The organism is Cyanobium sp. CH-040 (assembly GCF_024346135.1).
In the GTDB taxonomy this organism is placed as follows: Bacteria; Cyanobacteriota; Cyanobacteriia; order PCC-6307; family Cyanobiaceae; genus NIES-981.
Window position 1 is genome coordinate 1 of record NZ_JAGQCJ010000004.1, and the last position, 17,070, is coordinate 17,070.

Here is a 17,070-nt window from a genome sequence, read left to right on the forward strand (position 1 = left end):
AAACGCTGCAGCGCCGACGATATTGGGGGGGAAGCCCCCTGAGAAAATAGGACGATGCCAGGATAAACCTCCACATCATTGCCACTCCATCCAGCAAGGACGCGCTGAGCGCTGCCGCAGCACAGGCCGCGCGGCAGGGCCAGCGGTCGGGCACTGCCTCATGAGTCGCTGTGATGCCTCAGCTGTCTGTCCATTCTTGGTTTTTTAGGTCAGGACCCAGCACCCGGGGGCTTGCCTCTCTTGGGGATCTGAACCTGTCAGGCCGGCAGCCGATACGCTCCTGATTGTCTACCCTAAGCTGCCACTGACGTTGTACGCCCATGGGCTGGCCTGTTCAGCGCCTTCGTGCACTCGTCAGGCCGTTCTGGTGTGCGCTGTTGCTCTGGAACAGAGAGGGCTGCACTGATCTGAGTGCCGCGTTCGCCTATCACACCCTGCAGTCCCTGCTGCCGATCCTGCTGATCGCTCTGTCCTTCATCGCCTGGTTCCTGGGTCGCGATGAGGTGCTGGTGGACCAGCTGCTTGATCAGCTGGTGGGCATCGTGCCCGCATCAACCCTGGAGCTTCTGGAATCGTCCCTGGCGGGATTCATCCGGCAGAGCGCCGGCGCCGGGGTCCTCGGCCTCGGTGTGCTGGTGTTCACCGCCAGCAATGCCTACCTGGCACTCAGCCGTGGAGCTGACCGTCTCTGGTGGCAGGGCGCCACCCACCGTTTTGAGCGCTCCTGGGTCAGCGCTCTGCGGCATCAGTTTCAGCTGCGCCTCAAGGCCATGGCCCTGCTGGCTGTGCTGTCACTGCTGTTCGTTCTGGATCAGCGGGTGTCGCGGGTGTCGCGGGTGCCCTTCCCTGCACCTGCGGCGCTGAAGCAATGGCTCGATAGCAACCTGCCCGTGCTCCAGGGTTGGCAGCAGCAGGTGACTGCGGGGGTGGATGTGTTGGTGTCGTTCGCGCTCTCCTTTCTGGCGGCGCACCTGCTGCTGTGGATGCTGCCATCTCGGCCTGTCCGCTGGAATCTGCTGTTCCCAGGGGCCGCGTTCATCGCTTCCGCGCTGACCCTCCTCAATCTTCTGCTGGGCCGCATCCTGCTCGCGCTTGGTCAGCGCTTTCAGGCGTACGGGGTCATCGGCGGTGTGCTGGTGTTCAGTCTGTGGGTATGGATGGTGGGCGCCATCCTCTACTACGGGCAGTGCCTCTCCATCACCATGGGCAGGCGTCAGGATGGGGTTGCAGGGCAACTCTCCTGACCATGCAACGGCCGATTCCCTGGTTCTGGATCCTGCTGGCTCTGCTGCTGCTCCTGGCCCCCGGGCCGGCCGGGCGTTTCCTCATTGATCTGCTGGGCAGCATCACGTTGCTGCTGCTGGTGCTGCCGCTGCTCCTCGGCGTGGCCGGCTTCGTCGGCTGGCAGATCCTCAGGCGTCGTCTGCGCACCTGCGAGGTGTGCGGGTTCAGCAGCCTGGATCAGGAGGTCTGCCCGGCCTGTGGAACGTCCTTTGCTGCCTCCTCCCCGCAGCCATCCGCAGACGTCGCCGCGGCAGACGCAACCATCGACGTGGAGGTGGTGGAAGTCAAGGATCAGTCTCCCTGAGCCCGGGTCGGCGAGTCGTCGGCCTGCCGTCTGAGTTCCGCAAGCCGACGCTCCCGCAGATACAGAAACAATGGGGCGCCGCAGGCAAATGCCAGGGTGAAGCAGCTGAGCAGCACCCAGGGCAGTCCCCGCATCTGCAGGCGGCGGCCTTCGTGAACGATCCAGATCAGCACCGCCGTGGCGCCGATGGCCAGGTCGCGGGAGAGGGACTCTGCCGCTGGATTGGCGGAGGCCAGTCGCAGGAACAGTCCCAGATCACCCGCTGAGCCGTACTGATGGATGAAGGCGATGTTCGCCAGCCAGGGCAGCACGGCTCCGGCGATGGCCAAGGCCAGGTACACCCACTGCAGCCAGGCCGAGTGGTGCTCACCGCCCTGCTGGAGGGGCTCCGGTGTGATCGAGGGCTGCGGAGTCGGGCTCATATGGCGGGGCTGGGAGGATGGTGGCTCGGTGGTCAGTCCTGGGAGGAGAGGGGGCCACCGGGTTGCGGGGGGGCATCCGGGTCGTTGAGCGCATCCCAGAGCAGGACGTCCTGCTCCACCTGATCCAGGATCGCTCCGCAGCGCCGGGCGTAGGCCTGACCGCGCCGGTACAGGCCGATCATCGCCTCGACATCGAGATCACTGGCCTGCAGCTCCGCCAGCACCAGCTCCAGGGCGGTCCGGGCCTGGCTGTAGCTGAGATCGCCGGCGGCGCCGTCCGCACCCTCATGGTGCTCACGGGCTGCCGGCTGCGGGGGAGTCGGGTCCTTGCTGGTTTTTCTGGCCATCGATCAACAGGCGCCGGTGGGTCCTGGCAGTCGCCATCAACTCTGACCCAGCCACTCCGCAGGCGCTGCCTCCACCTGCTGCACCAGGGCCTCTGCACGACCATCGGCCAGGGTCAGCAGCACCCCGTCACCTGGATGGAGCTGGGATGTGCTGCGAACCAGCCCGCCGTCGGCGGTACGCAGCAGGGCGAACCCCCGTGCCAGCGCGTGCTGGGGGGAAAGGGCCTCCAGAAGCACCCGGCTGCGCTCGAGATCCAGCCGCCGCCGGTCCAGCTGGCCACGCGGGTGCAGCTGGGCGAGCCGCTCCAGCAGCCCTCCAAGCTGCTGACGCTCTCCCTGCAACCGCAGTCCCACCACCTGGGTGAGATGGCGGCGCAGTTGCTGCAGCGCAGATGCGGCCAGGTGCTGATCGGGCAGCAAGGCCACCAGGGCCGCCGTCGGTGTGGCTGCCCGGTAGTCGGCCACCAGATCAGCGATGGTGGTGTCGTCCTCATGGCCGATGCCGCTCACCACCGGCACGGTGGATGCGGCGATGCAGCGGGCGAGCCGTTCGCCGTCGAAGACGGCGAGGTCCTCACGGTTCCCGCCGCCACGGGCCAGCACGATGGCTTCGACTCCCAGCGTCTCGGCGCGGGTGCAGAGGCGCTCCAGGGCCATGGCGATCTGCTCCTCGGCGTTGCCCTGGACCGGGATCGGCACCACCAGCACCCGGGTGGCAGGCCACCGCTCGGCGGCGGTGCGCAGCATGTCGGCCAGGGCCGAGCTGGGCACGCTGGTCAGCAGGGCGATGCAGGCCGGGGTGTCCGGCAGGGGACGTTTGCGGCGGGGATCGAACAGGCCCTCAGGCTCCAGCCGGTCGCGCACCCGCTCGAAGCGGCGCAGCACGCTGGAGAGACTCGGGCGCAGGTCGAGGATCTGAACGCTGAGACTGGCGCGGGTGGCCCAGAAATTCAGTTTGCCCACCACCACAACCCCGTCGCCCTCGGCCGGCTGGAAGCTCAGCTTCGCCAGTTGGCTGGCCCAGACGACGCCCGAAATGGACGCGGTCTCATCGACCAGATCCATCCACAGGTGGCCTTTCCTGACCTGAGGCCGGCTCACCGTGGCGTCGAGCAGGAAGCGGGGGGCGAAGCCCCGCTCCAGCAGAGTGGCCACAGCGCGGTTGAGGCTGGTGACGCTGTAGCGGGGAAGCGGCGGCTCAGTCATGGCGCCGGCTGAGTCGCGACTCCCGGATGTGAATCGCTGCTGGGGAGAGCGTGTTGTGATCCAGGGGCAAGCACACGCTGCTGCTGATCAGGCCGCGGTGCTGATCAGGCCGAGCGCTCAGGGCCGAGGCCGGGTGGCTGAGGGGTGGACCGAGAAGGGAAAGGGCGTGAAGACCGGACAAAGCGGCACCTTCAGGCTTGCCGCTGCCAGTGTCCGTCACGCCCTGCTCCGGTCTGATGGCTGCTCCCGTGTGATGGTTGCTCAGACCTGTGGCTGCTCAGGGCTGCGGGATCAGCCGAGGCCGATCTGGGCCAGGATGCCCTGGCCGGTGAGCAGCTCGGTGGCCAGGCCGATCACGAAACCCATCATGGCCAGACGGCCGTTCCAGGTTTCGGCGAAGTTCACGAATCCGAAGCGGGGCTGGGAAGCGTCAGACATGGCTGGATCGCAACGCAATGGAGGGGTGGAGAAAGGCGTGCCGGGGACACGGTCCGGAGGGAATCCCGGCCTTGGCGGCCTGGATCGGCGGGCCGGTCAGCGCACCGAACAAATTGTAAAGAAGCTTGGTGATGGATTGACGGCTTCTGGCCATCCTGTTCGCCGGCCGGGGGGCTGATGGCCCCGGGGGAAGCGCCGACGCGTCGACGGGTCCTGGAGCGGCGGCTTGCGGGGCCCCTGCCTCGGGCTCCGGAGCTCGTGCTGGTGACCGACCTCGACGGCACCCTCCTGGACGGTGAGCTCCCTGAGCGCCGCAGTCTCTATCGCTGGCTGGAGCGGCAGCGGCAGCGGGTGCTGCATGTGTTCTGCACCGGCCGCGGCCTGACCTCCGTCGAGGGGCTGCTCAGGGAGCAGCGGCCGCTGGGGTTGCGGGCTCCCCACCTGGTGATCAGCGATGTGGGGTGCACCGTGGCCTGCGGCACCAGCCTGCAACCCCTGCCGGAGATGCTGGAGCCGATCGAAGCCCGTTGGCGAGGCAAGAGCCGGAAGCTGGCACCGCTGCTGAAGGACGTCCCCGGCCTGTCACCCCAGCCCATCAGCACGGACCGGCGTCTGGGCTACACCTATCAGCCCCAGCGCTTCGACCCCGCCCTCATCCCACGCCTGGAGCGCTATGGGGTGGACTGTCTGCTCTCGGGTGAGCGCTATTTCGACGTGCTGCCGGCGGGTGTCAACAAGGGAAGCACCCTGCGCCTGCTGCTGGACTGGCTCGGGGTCGACGACGGCCGGGTGGTCACGGCCGGTGACAGCCTCAACGATCTGGCCATGTTCGAGACGGGGCTGGCGGGAATCATGGTGGCCAATGCCGAGCCCGCCCTGCGCAGCCTGCTCCCGCGGCTGCCACGCACCTATGGCGCGCGCGCCCAGGGATGCGCCGGCATCGTCGAGGGCCTGCACCACTTCGGCTTTGCTCACCTGTTCGCCTGAGCCGCCCTGCTCCGGGTGCCGGCGGTGGGCGCCGCGCTGGCGCCATCCTCCGGCCAGGGGTGCTTGGGATAGCGGCCCCGCAGCTCTCGCCGCACCTGCCGGTAGCCCTCTGCCCAGAACCCCTCCAGATCCTGGGTGATGGCGGCGGGACGACCGGCGGGGGTGAGCAGGTGCAGGGTCACCGGCAGAGCCCCGCCCAGCACGGCGGGGGTCTGCCGGCAGCCGAACAGTTCCTGAAGCTTCACGGCCAGCACTGGCACGCCGCTGCTGTAGTCCACGGCCACGCTGCGTCCGGAGGGAACGGGCAGCCGGCTGGGCAGCAGGCGCTCCAGCTCCTGGCGCCTTGGCCAGTCGAGGTCACCCCACAGGGCTTCGCCGAGATCCAGCTGTCGCAGCTCCGTCAGGCTGGCCACCCCGGTGAGATGGGGCCCGAGCCAGGCGTCCAGATCCGCGGCGAGGATCTCGTCGCGGCGATCGGGCCACGGCGCGCCGCAGTGAGCGTGCGCCAGGGAGAGGCGCTGCTGCAGCTGCCGGCAGGTCGCGGTCCAGGGCAGAGCCTCCAGCCCCAGACGCCTGAGTCCGCCGAGCAGGGCTATGCGCACCTGATCGGGCTCGGCTTCCGGCCAGGGCCGGCGCTCCAGCACCAGGGCCCCCAGCCGCAGCAGGCGCTCACAGCGCACCCTGCCGGCCTGCTCCTCCCACACCGCTCCCGTCTCCTCCAGGCCCTGCTCCAGGGCCAGCTGGCGCAGGGCCTGCACAGGCAACGGCAGGGCCAGCAGGATCCGGGCGTCGCGCCCCTCGCCGTCCAGGGCGGCTGCGGCCAGGGCCTGCTGATCGCGCAGCGGGTCGTCGGGATGGAGGATGGCCCCGCGGCCATTGCGCAGCAGGAAGCGCCCGCCCTGGCCGTCGCGGGCCAGGGCCAGCCGTTCGGGGAAGGCTTCGCTCACCAGCAGCGCCGCGTTCAGCCCCTCGTCGCCCGCGGCTGCGTCGGCGTTTCCCGCCGCCGGGGCCGGCTCATCGGCCACGGCCCGCAGCTGCTGCCGCCATTGCCGCCGCAGCTGCTGGATGGGGTGCCCCGGGGACTGCCGGCGCAGCCAGTCGAGCCGGTGGCCCAGGTCGCAGCCCACCGCTTCCCGGGGCAGGGGATCCCGTTCACTCAGCAGCACCGCCAGTTCGCTGGCCAGCTCCGTCAGTCCGCGCCGGTGGCCCATCAGCAGCAGATGGGCCAGCCGGGGATGCAGCCCGAGGGCTGCCATGGCCTCGCCATGGCGGCTCAGCTGGCCGCCGGCTTCGAGGGCGCCCAGCAGCTGCAGCAACCGCCGGGCTTCCAGCACCCCCGCCTGCGGTGGCGGGTCGATCCACTGCAGCTCCGTGCCCAGTGGATCTCCCCACCGGGCCAGCTGCAGCGCCAGGGGCAACGGGTCGGCTTCCAGCAGCTCGGGGGGAGTCTGGGCCGGGCGCCGCTGCTGCTCCGCCGGCGACCAGAGGCGCACGCACCGTCCCGGGGCCAGGCGGCCCGCCCGCCCCGCCCGCTGCTCGGCACTGGCCTGGCTGGCGGGCCCGGTCACCAGACCGCTGAGTCCGCGGGCCGGATCAAAGCGGTTGCGCCGGCTGAGGCCGGAATCGACCACCACAGCGACGCCGGCGATCGTCAGGGAGCTTTCGGCGATGCTGGTGGCCAGCACCACCTTGCCGGCTTCAGACCGGGCGGGCGCGATCGCCCGTGTCTGCTCCGCCAGATCCAGGTTGCCGTGCAGGGGGGTGACCTCGAGCGCATCACTCCAGGCGGCGGCGTGGATGGCCCCTGCACAGCGATCGATTTCCCGTCTCCCGGGCAGGAACACCAGCACGGTCTCGCCGGGTCGGCGCTGGTCCAGCCAGTGCTCCTCCAGGGCCCGGACAACCTGCTGCTCCAGCCGCTCGTTCCCGCGTGCCGGCTGATGGCTCACCGTGACGGGGAAGCCCCGGCCCTCGCTGCGCAGCACCACCGCTCCCGGCAGCTGCTGGGCGAGGGATTCGAGGGCGAGCGTCGCGGACATCAGCACCAGGCGCAGATCGGGCCTCAGCAGATCGCGCACCTGGCGCACCAGCGCCAGGGCCAGATCGGCGTCGGCGTTGCGTTCGTGGAATTCGTCGAAGATCAGACAGTCCACGCCGTCCAGGCCCGGATCCGCCTGCAGCCGCCGCAGGAAGAGGCCCTCGGTGAGCACCTCGACGCGGGTGGCGGCGCTGGTGCGGCTCTCCAGGCGCACGCTGTAGCCGATCAGCCCGCCCACGGCCTCTCCGTGCTCGGCGGCGAGACGCTGGGCCGCCGTACGGGCGGCGATCCGGCGTGGTTCGAGCATCCACACGCGGCCCTCGAGGCTCGGCTGGATCGCCAGCGGCACCCGCGTGGTCTTGCCGGCTCCCGGCGGAGCCTGCAGCAGCACGGTGGCGCCCGCTGGCCCCAGGGCGGCGGTCAGCTGCGGCAGCAGCCCATCGATCGGCAGAGGCTCGGGTGCCACGGCCCGGGTGCGCGGATCAGCGCACGTGGCGCATGCCGTCGACGGGGTGGTAGGCCTCGCCGGTGAGCTCCTCGTAGACGATCGCGGGCAGGCCGGTTTCGAACATCGTCTGCAGGGCCTCCTTGAGGTAGGGGTTCCAGCCGCCGGTGCTCACCTTGCCGTGACGCACGGTCCAGTCCCAGGTGCCCTGCAGATCGCGGGGAATGCGCCCCTCGCGGTCCCGGCGGGCCACCAGATCCTGCGATTCGAGCAGTCCCACCAGCACCGGCGCCTTGCCGTAGGCCGGAGTGAGGCTGAGCTCAAGGCGCACCGGATCCTCCTTGGTCAGCTTGAGGCGAAACCGGGGCGGCAGCTTCAGGTTGCGCAGCACTGCTGCCACGATTCGCGTGCGTTGATCCAAGCCGGTTGTCTCCGTCGATTCAAGGACTGGTCCTTGAGCCTATTCAGTGGAGGGGTCGGGCCGGATTCAGGCGGGATCGCCAGGGGGGGCGGAGGGGTCCTGATCGCTGCCGAAGCGCACGGTGAGCAGATCCTCCCGGGTGAGCTGGCCCTCGGCATCCAGCAGCTCCGGGTGGATGGTGAGGCGGCCGGTGCGATCACCGGGGCCGTTCCGATCCGGGGTGGAAGGGTCGAGCGAAGGGGCGGGCGTGGGGCGTGATGCCGCCTGAAACCCCTGACCCATCACCCTGAACGCCTGCCAGAGGAGGACGAGGAAGCAGACGCCGTACAGGATGGGGAAGATCTGGGAGAGAAGGGCACTCATGGGCTCGGGCCCGCTGCTGAGGCGGGATGCGCAGCCGACCCACCCATCATCGCCTGGCCTGGTCGGATGCGCTGGACGCCGAGGCGAGCATCCAGGCCCAGAGGGTGGTGCAGGCGGCGCCGAATGCCAGGAAGGCCAGAAGCAGCCGGGATGTGTCCATGGCTTGAAATATTTCTTCGTACAGGATAGGCCGCCTGCCCTGGCGGCGCCCACCGGGGCGGGTGGGGTGGGGCAGCGGTGGGGTGTTTGTGGGGCAGTGGGCGATGGAAGGGCCGGTCCGCCCCCCTTTCTGTGGCCTGGCCCTCCTGGTTACGGTCCAGTCATCCCCCTGGTGCGGCCTTCCGCCTCCAGTCATGTCCGTTCTCCGCTCACGCGTTCCGGCCCGGCAACGCCTGCTGCTGCTGCCCCTGCTGCTGGCCGGCCTCAGCCGGCCTCCGGCGGCCCTGGCCTCCACCCCCGCAGCCATCGCCGCGTCCCCCACGTCTCCCGCGGTGGCTGCCGCCCTCGGCCGCCAGTCCTTCGTGGCCGCTGCGGTGCGGCGCACCAGTCCTTCGGTGGTGACGATCGACACCGAGCGCACCGTGACGGTGGGCGGCCAGTCCGGCGTGCCCAGTTCGCTGTTCAACGATCCTCTGTTCCGCCAGTTCTTCGGACTGCCGCAGCAGAGTCAGCCTCCCAGGCCCTCCCAGCGCACCGAGCGGGGCCAGGGCAGCGGCTTCATCTTTCAGCCTGATGGCCTGATCCTCACCAACGCCCATGTGGTGGAGCGCACGGACAAGGTGACCGTGGGGCTGCAGGATGGCCGCCGCGTTCTCGGCACCGTGGTGGGCCTGGACCGGCTCACCGACCTGGCGGTGGTGCGGCTGGATGGTTCCGGTCCGTGGCCGGTGGCTCCCCTCGGCAACTCCGACCGTCTCGAGGTGGGCGAGTGGGCCATCGCCGTCGGCAACCCCTATGGCCTGGACAACACGGTGACGATGGGGATCATCAGCAACCTCAACCGCAATGCGGCCAAGCTGGGGATCACCGACCGCCGTCTGGACCTGATCCAGACCGATGCCGCCATCAACCCGGGGAATTCGGGCGGACCCCTGCTCAATGCCGACGGCGAAGTGATCGGCATCAACACCCTGGTGCGGTCAGGCCCCGGGGCAGGCCTGGGTTTCGCGATCCCGATCAACAGGGCCCGTGACATCGCCCGTCAGCTGGTGGCCAGTGGACGGGTGAGCCATCCGGTGATCGGCATCGGCATGGACGCCGTTCGCCCGGGCGATGGCACCGGGGTTGACCGTGGCGTGCGGGTGGCCTCGGTGGTGGCCAACAGTCCGGCCCAGCGGGCGGGATTGCGGCAGGGCGATGTGGTGGTTGCGGCCAACGGCCAGCCGGTGCTGGAGCCCTCCCAGCTGGTGACGGCTGTGGAACGGGTCGGCGTGGGGGGCAGGCTCAACCTCAGCATCAACCGCCAGGGGCAGATGGTGAACCTCGAGGTGGTGCCGGCGCAGCTGAGCAGCAACCGCTGAGCTGTCCCCGCCCTGTGGGATCTGGCCGCCTGACCCCACGGGGCGGCCAGGTTGCGGCCCAGGGTGGGAGGGGCACTCAGCTGCTGGCGCATCACCCACTGGGTCGCGGCCTTCTGGCTCTGCCAGGCCTGCAGCAGCTGTTTGGCGATCCCCTGCAGCACCTTGGGGTCGGCCGTCTCGTCGATGGCCCGGCTCATGCGCTCCAGCTCGAACTGCTGGCCCAGGGAAAGGGCGAGAGGTTCCGTCATGGGGGGCTCCTGGATCGGCGTCTACGGCTGCAAGGCTACAAACTGTTGCAATAGGTTGCGTAGCGGTTGCGACGAGCCCTCGGGTTTGTCCTTGTTCCCGAATCCGGGCGGGCCTCAGGCTGCCGGAGTGCGGCGGGCGGCCTGGCGGGCCGCCTGTTTCTGGCGCTGCCGCTCGCGCTCGGCGCTGCGCTTCTCGGCCCGGGCCCTCTCCTCGGCTTCCGCCCGGGCGGCCTCGGCCTCCTCCTGCTTCTTCTCTAGGTAGTAGGCGTAGTCGCCGCGGTAGAGCACCAGCTCGCCGTCACGCAGCTCCACGATTTTGTTGGCCACTCGCGAGATGAAGTAGCGGTCGTGGCTCACCAGCAGGGCGGCGCCCTCGTAAGCGATCAGGGCGTCCTCGAGCATCTGCTTGGCGGGGATGTCGAGGTGGTTGGTGGGCTCATCGAGCACCAGCAGGTTGCAGGGCTTGAGCAGCATCAGCGCCAGGGCCAGGCGCGCCTTCTCGCCGCCGGAGAGCTTGCCCGCCTCCTTGAACACGCTCTCATTCGAGAAGCAGAAGCTGCCCAGCAGCGAGCGCACCTGGGTCTGGGTCCAGTCGGGCACCACCTCGAAGATCGTGTCGATCACGGTCTTGGAGAGATCCAGGGCCTCGGCCTGGTTCTGCTCGAAGTAGCCGGCGATCACGTTGTGCTCGCCCAGGCCGGCCCGGCCCTCATCGGGCTGCTCGCTGCCCATGATCAGCCGCAGCAGGGTGGACTTGCCGGCGCCGTTGGGGCCCACGAAGGCGATCCGGTCGCCCCGCTCCACCTCCAGCTCGGCCCCGATAAACAGGATCTGCTCGCCGTAGCTGAGGGTGAGGTCCTTCACCTCCGCCACCAGGCGGCCGGAGCGCGGTGCCTCGGGGAAGTGGAAGCGGGGCCCACCCACGCTCTCGATCGGCGCCTCGATCCGCTCCACCTTCTCCAGCAGCTTCTCGCGACTCTTGGCCTGGGTGGAGCGGGTGGCGCTGGCCCGGAAGCGATCGATGTAGGCCTGCTGGGCGCTGAGCTCCTTCTGCTGGCGCTCGAAGGCCGCCTGGGAGGCCTCGCGCTCGAGGGCCTTCTGCTCCAGGTGCTGGCTGTAGTTGCCCAGGTAGGTGCGCGAGACGCCCCGCTCGGTTTCCACGATCTGGGTGCACACCCGATCGAGGAAGGTGCGGTCGTGGCTGATCACCACGATCGCCGCGCTCTGCTCGATCAGGTAGCCCTCCAGCCACTGGATCGTCTCCACGTCCAGGTGGTTGGTGGGCTCATCGAGCAGCAGCAGGTCGGGATCCTGGAGCAGGATCTTGCCCAGGGCGATGCGCATCTGCCAGCCGCCCGAGTAGTCGGCCACCAGCTGCTCGGCCCCCTCGGGCGTGAAGCCGATCGTGGGCAGCAGCTTGTCGATGCGGGCGTCGAGCTCGTAGCCGTGCAGGGCCTCGAAGCGCTCGTGCAGGCGGCCCAGCTCGTGGATCAGCTCCTCGAGATGGTCGGGATCGCTGGCGGCCTTCTCGCTGGCCATCTCGTGCTCCACCGCGTGCTTGCGCTGGAGCACCACGGCCGCCTCGCCGAAGGCCTGGAACAGCTCCTCGCGCACGGTGCGCTGCGGATCCACATCGAATTCCTGCTGCAGGTAGGCGATGCGCGGTGTGCCCTGCTTCACCACGCTGCCGCTGCTGGGCTCCTCCAGGCCGGCGATGATCCGCAGCTGGGTGGATTTACCGGCGCCGTTGACGCCCACCAGGCCGATGCGATCGCCCGCCTTCACCTCCCAGGTGACATCGCGCAGCACCTCCCCGGTGGGATAGATCTTGCCGATGCGTTCGAGACGGAGCACAGGGGGGAGCTGCTGAAGGGGAGGGCGCACCGCGGGGCGGCTGTCCTCATCATCACTGCCCGTGCGATGGCGGCGCGCGCGCTGGCCCATGGCCCCCAGCCCACTCGACCAGGAGTGGGCTGGGGCAGACTCCAGGGAGCCGGGGTCGACGCCGCCATGATCAAGCGCCTGGAGCAGGTGGCTGCCCTGGTGGTGGCGGCTGGTCTGGCGATCGTGAGCTACTGGCTGTTTTTCAGCTGGGCCCAGGGGGGAGGGTTCAACCGCCCGGCCCGATCCCCCCGCTCAGAGGCCGCCACGGGCCTTGAGCAGCCATTGTTTGCTGGCCGGGTCCTCCAGGGAGGCCACATGGGCCTTCACCTCCTCGCGGCTCACCGGCAACCCCAGCTGCTGGCCGAGCGCCACGATGCGATCGAGCGCTCCCGCGGGATCCTGGAGGGCCTGGCGGAACAGCGACTGGGTGAGCTCGGTGTCAGCGCTGATGCGCTCGTAGAGCGTGGCGGCGTTGGCGGCTGAACCGTCAGGGCTGGCACTGGGCGTGGGGCTGGGAGCGGCTGACGGCTGGGGGCTGCTGGTGCTCATGGCGGCGGACCTGACGCACCGACCCTATGGGTGATCGCCGCCGCTGGCTGCCGGCCGTTACACAGCTCCGGTCTGACGCTCAGCGCTGTGGGCGCTCAGCGCGTGCCGATCAGGCGGCGCGGGGGCTGTCGCTCACCGGCGTGCCGCTGGCGGAGGCGTCTTCCATGCTGCGGGCATCGAGACAGAGCACCTTGCGCAGCTGGGCGTAGTTGGCGGCGAGGGCCGTGCGGCCCTCCTGCTGGGCGCCGTATTCGGCCCGCTGGAGCACATGGTGGAGGTGGGTGAGCAGGTAGGTGCTGATCACGGCCGAGACGAGCACGTCGCTGCGGTCGGTCGTGCGCTGGGTGCGTCGCTTGGGCATGGGAAACCTCGGGACTGAAACCTCAAGGGCGGGCCCGCCGGGCGGGCTCACCTGCCTGAACGGATGCCCTGAACGGGTGCGGGGATCTCTGCCTGCAGCATAGGCATGGATACTACCCATGCGCATCCGACTAGACTGATGCGTAGCCAAGAGCAACCCAGCCGCCAGCACCGGCACCCATCCCCGGCCCATCCACTGCACCCCGGCGTGGCCACGCGACAAACCTCCTCCAGCGGGCGCCCCAAGTCGCCCAGGATCCAGGTCGTTCTCCCGGAGGATCTCTGCCGTCGCCTGGCCGAGCTGGCGGAAGCCGAGGCCAGGACCGTCAGCAACATGGCCCGGGTGCTGATTCAGCAGGGGGTGGAGCGGCATGAGGCCAGCCGGGGCCAGCCCATGGCCGCCGACCGCTTTCGCCAACAGCTCGAGCATCAGCGCACCCAGCGGTTGAGGCGGGCGCCGCGGCGCCTGCGTCTGCAGCGTCCGGACTAGGGTCCGGCCTCAGGGGTGGGTTCGGCCCGTACGCCGAGCACGGCCCTGCGACGCGCCCCGGTGATCGATGGGGCATTGCCCGGATGGCCATGGCGGTGCCACCAGGCCAGCAGCGCGAAGGCCATGGCCTCCCGCTGTGATTCGCCGATCCCGAGCTCAGCCAGGGGCCGCACGATCATCCCGCGGCAGCGGCGTTGCAGCTCTGCCATCAGCAACCGGTTCCGGGTTCCCCCGCCGGCCACCAGCAGCTCCACCGGCCGGGGTCCGCGCGCCAGGTCCTGGGCCACCACCGCGGCGCTGAAGGCGGTGAGGGTGGCCAGCGCGTCGGCGGGCTCCAGAGCCTGCCCGCGTTCCCGGGCCGCCCGCTCGAGCCACGTCAGCCGGCGTTCGAGATCGCTCTGCCCGAAGAGTTCACGCCCCGTGGACTTCGGAGCGCTTCTCTGGAAGTAGGGCTCCTGCAACCATGCCCTGAGGGCGTCCTCGTCGATGCGGCCCCGGCTGGCCCATGCGCCGCCGGCATCCACCTGCTCCCGGCCGTCCGTGAACCGGGCCACGGCCAGATCCAGCAGGGTGTTGGCGGGGCCGCAGTCCCAGCCCCGCACCGGCAGCCGTCGATCCGGGCCCTGCCCGGGCGGGATCAGCGTGAGGTTGGCGATGCCGCCCAGGTTGAGGAGAGCCCGCCAGCCCCCGGTGCGTCCGATCAGGGCCTCATCGGCCGCCGGCACCAGGGGCGCCCCCTCCCCTCCCAGGGCCAGGTCGGCCGCCCGCAGATCGTGCACCACCGGGCGCTGCAGCAACTGGGCCAGCAGAGGGCCCTGCAGCAGCTGCCAGCTGGCCCCCCGGCGCCGCTGCGCAGGGGGGCGATGCCAGATGGTCTGACCATGGCAGCCCACCAGTTCCGCCAGGCCCTGCGGGTCGCAGGCCCTGGCGGCGGCGGCCTGTGCTTCGGTCACGGCCTCAGCCAGGTCGAGCAGTGCGGCGCTGCTGCGCAGGGCTCCCTGGCCCACCGCCACCAATTCCTGGCGCAGCGGGTCGGGATAGGCGCTGAACCGGCTGGCCAGGATCCGCCAGCGGGGCCGGGGGCAGCACCGGGAGAAGCGGACCAGCACCGCATCCACCCCATCGGCGCTGGTGCCGCTCATCAGCCCCAGCACCACCATGGGGCGGTGAAGCGGGTTCACTTGTTCGGCTGGGGGGTCATGCGCAGGTAAGGCCTGATCTCGGTGACGCCCTTGGGAAACTTGCTGCGGGCCTCGTCGGTGGGGATCGAGGGCACCACCACGCAGTCGTCGCCGTCCTTCCAGTTCACCGGGGTTGCCACCTGGTGGTAGTCGGTGAGCTGCAGGGAATCGATCACCCGCAGGATCTCATCGAAGTTGCGGCCGGTGCTGGCGGGATAGGTGATCTGCAGACGCAGCTTCTTGTTGGGGTCGATGATGAACACCGAGCGCACCGTGAGGTTGTTGAGCGCGTTGGGATGGATCATCCCGTAGAGGTCGCTGACCGTCTTGTCCTCATCGGCGAGGATGGGGTAGTCGACGGTGGTGTTCTGGGTCTCGTTGATGTCGCAGATCCAGCCCTTGTGGCTTTCGGCGGAGTCCACGCTCAGGGCAATGGTCTTGACGTTGCGCTTCTCCCATTCGGAGCGCAGGCGTGACACTTCACCCAGTTCGGTGGTGCACACCGGGGTGTAGTCGGCGGGGTGGGAGAACAGCACCACCCAGCTGTCGCCGGCGTAGTCGTAGAAGTTGATCGGACCCAGCTGGGAATTCTGGGTGAAGTCGGGCACGGTGTCGCCGAGTTGAAGGGCCATGACTGGGGAGAGACAGGGGAAAGGTTGGTGGGACCGCGGAATCCGTCCGCGGGCATTGCTGACACGACAGCCCAGGCGGGCCTGGCAGGGCCAGACCCTAGAGCCTGAAGTGCCGGCAGATCAGGAAGGGAACGAGCAGGGTCATGATCACAGTGAGAGGGAATCCATAGCGGGTCACGTCCAGAAACCGATAGCGGCCGGGACCGAACACCATCAGATTGGTCTGATAGCCCACCGGGCTGAGAAAGCTCTGGCTGGCCCCGAACAGCACGGCATAGATGAAGGCCAGGGGGGGCTGGCCCAGGCCCACCGCCAGCTGACCGGCCACGGGAATCAGCAGCGCCACGGTGGCGGCGTTGCTCATCACCTCGGTGAGCAGGGTGGTGAACAGGAACACCCCCAGCAGCGCCGCGTACACCGGCCAGCCGGCCAGGCCGCTGATCAGTGCCTGGGCCAGGGCCGCGGCCAGTCCGGTCTTCTCGAGCGCGACGCTGAAGCTGGCCAGGGATCCCAGCAGCAGGATCACATCGAGGCGGATGGCCCGCTGGAGTTCCCCCGGCCGCAGGCAGCCGGTGGCCACCATGGCGACGGTTCCCAGCAGCACCGACGCCACCAGCGGCATCAGGTTGAGGCTGGGCAGAAGGATCACCAGTACGCCGATCACCAGGGCCACACCCTTGCGGCTGACGGTGGGAAGGTCCTTCTCCAGTTCCTCGAGCACCACCAGGTCGTCGCTGTCCTGCAGACCGCGGATGGCGTCCTTCGGTCCCTGCAGCAGCAGCACGTCGCCCTCGTGGAGTGAGATGCGGCCAAGGCGCTCACGCAGCACCGCGTTGCCGCGGCGCAGGGCCAGCACGGTGAGGTTGTAGCGCTGGCGGAAGCGCAGATCCCGCAGGCAGTCGCCGGCCAGGGTGGAGCCCGAGGGCATCAGCACCTCCACCATGCGCTGGTTGTTCTGCTGGTCGCCGGGGGGATCGGGTTCAGGCGTCGGCGCCAGCACGATCGTGTGCTCCTGCTGCAGGCGCAGCAGTTCGTCGCGGCTGCAGCGCAGCACCAGGCGGTCGCCGCGCTTCAGGGTGCGGTCGGCCAGGGGTGGCAGGAACCGTTCCCGCCCCCGGTGCAGTTCCAGCACGTCCACATCGAAGCGGCGCTGCAGGCGGCTGGCGTGCAGCGACTGGCCCACCAGCCCGGAGCCCCGGGGGATCAGCACTTCCGTGATGTAGGCGCTGGTGCTCCTGAGGTCGTCGGCATCGCTGCCCCGATCGGGGAGGAACCGATCCGCCAGCAGCACCATCGCCGCGCCGCCCGCGACCCAGACGCCGAGGCCGATCGTGGTGAAGTCGAACAGGCCGAAACTGCCGTAGCCCAGGCGCTCGCTCACCTCACTGGCCAGCAGGTTCACCGAGCTGCCCAGCAGGGTGAGGGTGCCGCCCAGCACGGTGGCGAAGGACAGGGGCAGCAGCACCTTCGAAGGGGGAACGCCGCGGCGTTGGCACCAGCCTTCGATCACCGGCAACAGCGCCGCCACGATCGGCGTGTTGGGCACGAAGGCGGACACTGGCCCGACCACCGCGGTCAGCAGGGCGATCATGCGCTTGGGACTGCGGATCGCATCCGAGCCGATCTGAGCGCGCAGGCGATCCAGGGTGCCCGAACGGAACAGGCCGGCTGAGAGCGCGAAGAGGCCGATCAGGGTGATCAGCGCCGGGCTGCCGAAGCCGGAGACGGCTTCCTTGGCCTCCAGCACGCCGGTGGCCATCAGCAGGCCGGCGGCCAGGAGGCCGATCACTTCCGGCGGCAGCCAGTTGCCCACGAAGAGGACCACGGCCCCGGCGAGCACCGCCAGGGTGATGAGGGCGTCCGGCTGGAGACCTGCGGGGATGAGGTCGGGCATCGCCGATTCTGGCTGCGGGAAACATAGCACGACTCCTGGATCGGGAATCAAGGAGGT

Annotated in this window: 19 protein-coding genes; 6 read left to right on the forward strand and 13 right to left on the reverse strand. The window is 69.6% G+C overall.

The window, feature by feature from the left end:
- The first annotated feature begins 320 nt into the window (after nt 1–320).
- Both KBY90_RS04990 and KBY90_RS04995 read left to right on the forward strand, forming a co-directional pair.
- Nucleotides 321–1,244: a YihY/virulence factor BrkB family protein gene (locus tag KBY90_RS04990; protein WP_254967381.1), complete on the forward strand. Its 924-nt coding sequence runs from the start codon at nt 321–323 to the stop codon at nt 1,242–1,244.
- Between the two features lie 2 nt (nt 1,245–1,246).
- Nucleotides 1,247–1,588 (forward strand): hypothetical protein, encoded by a 342-nt coding sequence (locus tag KBY90_RS04995; protein WP_254967382.1) that lies wholly within the window; start codon nt 1,247–1,249, stop codon nt 1,586–1,588.
- On the opposite strand, the gene KBY90_RS05000 is transcribed toward KBY90_RS04995, so the two are convergent.
- From KBY90_RS05000 to KBY90_RS05015, 4 genes are all read right to left on the reverse strand, one after another.
- Nucleotides 1,576–2,010 carry a DUF2834 domain-containing protein gene (locus KBY90_RS05000; protein WP_315858710.1) on the reverse strand — a complete coding sequence of 145 codons (435 nt, stop codon included), beginning with the start codon at nt 2,008–2,010 and terminating at the stop codon, nt 1,576–1,578. The two genes, KBY90_RS04995 and KBY90_RS05000, sit on opposite strands and share 13 nt — an antisense overlap.
- 32 nt (nt 2,011–2,042) lie before the next feature.
- Nucleotides 2,043–2,357, reverse strand: a complete 315-nt coding sequence (gene xseB, locus KBY90_RS05005; RefSeq protein ID WP_254967383.1) for an exodeoxyribonuclease VII small subunit — start codon at nt 2,355–2,357, stop codon at nt 2,043–2,045.
- A 36-nt stretch (nt 2,358–2,393) separates the two neighbouring features.
- Nucleotides 2,394–3,563 (reverse strand): exodeoxyribonuclease VII large subunit, encoded by a 1,170-nt coding sequence (xseA, locus tag KBY90_RS05010; RefSeq protein WP_254967384.1) that lies wholly within the window; start codon nt 3,561–3,563, stop codon nt 2,394–2,396.
- A gap of 291 nt (nt 3,564–3,854) precedes the next feature.
- Complete coding sequence (locus tag KBY90_RS05015) at nt 3,855–4,019, reverse strand: chlorophyll a/b-binding protein (RefSeq protein WP_254967385.1); 165 nt, start codon at nt 4,017–4,019, stop codon at nt 3,855–3,857.
- A 246-nt stretch (nt 4,020–4,265) separates the two neighbouring features.
- Between KBY90_RS05015 and KBY90_RS05020 the strand changes: the two genes are divergently transcribed.
- Nucleotides 4,266–4,988: an HAD-IIB family hydrolase gene (locus KBY90_RS05020; RefSeq protein ID WP_254967386.1), complete on the forward strand. Its 723-nt coding sequence runs from the start codon at nt 4,266–4,268 to the stop codon at nt 4,986–4,988.
- Here the strand turns inward: KBY90_RS05020 and hrpB are convergent.
- The 3 genes from hrpB to KBY90_RS05035 all read right to left on the reverse strand — a co-directional run bounded on the left by hrpB (nt 4,973) and on the right by KBY90_RS05035 (nt 8,255).
- A complete protein-coding gene (hrpB, locus tag KBY90_RS05025) occupies nt 4,973–7,492 on the reverse strand; it encodes an ATP-dependent helicase HrpB (protein ID WP_254967387.1) in 2,520 nt (839 codons plus the stop codon). The genes KBY90_RS05020 and hrpB overlap by 16 nt on opposite strands.
- Nucleotides 7,493–7,508: 16 nt before the next feature.
- Entirely contained in the window at nt 7,509–7,892 is a 384-nt protein-coding gene (locus KBY90_RS05030) for a hypothetical protein (RefSeq protein WP_254967388.1), read from the reverse strand.
- Nucleotides 7,893–7,958: 66 nt separating this feature from the next.
- Complete coding sequence (locus KBY90_RS05035) at nt 7,959–8,255, reverse strand: DUF2973 domain-containing protein (RefSeq protein WP_254967389.1); 297 nt, start codon at nt 8,253–8,255, stop codon at nt 7,959–7,961.
- Between the two features lie 26 nt (nt 8,256–8,281).
- Here KBY90_RS05035 and KBY90_RS05040 point away from each other — a divergent pair, with 26 nt between their 5' ends.
- Together KBY90_RS05040 and KBY90_RS05045 are read left to right on the forward strand one after the other, a co-directional pair.
- Complete coding sequence (locus tag KBY90_RS05040) at nt 8,282–8,422, forward strand: hypothetical protein (protein ID WP_254967390.1); 141 nt, start codon at nt 8,282–8,284, stop codon at nt 8,420–8,422.
- Nucleotides 8,423–8,608: 186 nt separating this feature from the next.
- Nucleotides 8,609–9,775, forward strand: coding sequence for a trypsin-like peptidase domain-containing protein (locus KBY90_RS05045; protein ID WP_254967391.1), 1,167 nt, complete (start codon nt 8,609–8,611; stop codon nt 9,773–9,775).
- A 362-nt stretch (nt 9,776–10,137) separates the two neighbouring features.
- Here KBY90_RS05045 and KBY90_RS05050 read toward each other — a convergent pair whose 3' ends face one another.
- The 3 genes from KBY90_RS05050 to KBY90_RS05060 form a co-directional block, all read right to left on the reverse strand.
- On the reverse strand, nt 10,138–11,877 hold the full coding sequence (locus KBY90_RS05050; protein WP_254967565.1) for an ATP-binding cassette domain-containing protein: 1,740 nt from the start codon (nt 11,875–11,877) through the stop codon (nt 10,138–10,140).
- Nucleotides 11,878–12,159: 282 nt separating this feature from the next.
- A complete protein-coding gene (locus KBY90_RS05055; protein ID WP_254967392.1) occupies nt 12,160–12,456 on the reverse strand; it encodes a hypothetical protein in 297 nt (98 codons plus the stop codon).
- A 109-nt stretch (nt 12,457–12,565) separates the two neighbouring features.
- Entirely contained in the window at nt 12,566–12,817 is a 252-nt protein-coding gene (locus tag KBY90_RS05060) for a hypothetical protein (RefSeq protein WP_254967393.1), read from the reverse strand.
- 207 nt (nt 12,818–13,024) lie between these two features.
- On the opposite strand from KBY90_RS05060, the gene KBY90_RS05065 reads away from it, so the two are divergent.
- Nucleotides 13,025–13,306, forward strand: coding sequence for a ribbon-helix-helix domain-containing protein (locus KBY90_RS05065; RefSeq protein ID WP_254967394.1), 282 nt, complete (start codon nt 13,025–13,027; stop codon nt 13,304–13,306).
- On the opposite strand, the gene KBY90_RS05070 is transcribed toward KBY90_RS05065, so the two are convergent.
- From KBY90_RS05070 to KBY90_RS05080, 3 genes are all read right to left on the reverse strand, one after another.
- The gene (locus KBY90_RS05070) at nt 13,303–14,466 is read right to left on the reverse strand and encodes an anhydro-N-acetylmuramic acid kinase (protein ID WP_254967566.1); all 1,164 of its coding nucleotides are present in this window, start codon (nt 14,464–14,466) and stop codon (nt 13,303–13,305) included. The two genes, KBY90_RS05065 and KBY90_RS05070, sit on opposite strands and share 4 nt — an antisense overlap.
- A gap of 17 nt (nt 14,467–14,483) precedes the next feature.
- The gene (locus KBY90_RS05075) at nt 14,484–15,119 is read right to left on the reverse strand and encodes a peroxiredoxin (protein ID WP_254967395.1); all 636 of its coding nucleotides are present in this window, start codon (nt 15,117–15,119) and stop codon (nt 14,484–14,486) included.
- A gap of 97 nt (nt 15,120–15,216) precedes the next feature.
- On the reverse strand, nt 15,217–17,013 hold the full coding sequence (locus KBY90_RS05080; RefSeq protein ID WP_254967396.1) for an SLC13 family permease: 1,797 nt from the start codon (nt 17,011–17,013) through the stop codon (nt 15,217–15,219).
- Nucleotides 17,014–17,070: the final 57 nt, after the last annotated feature.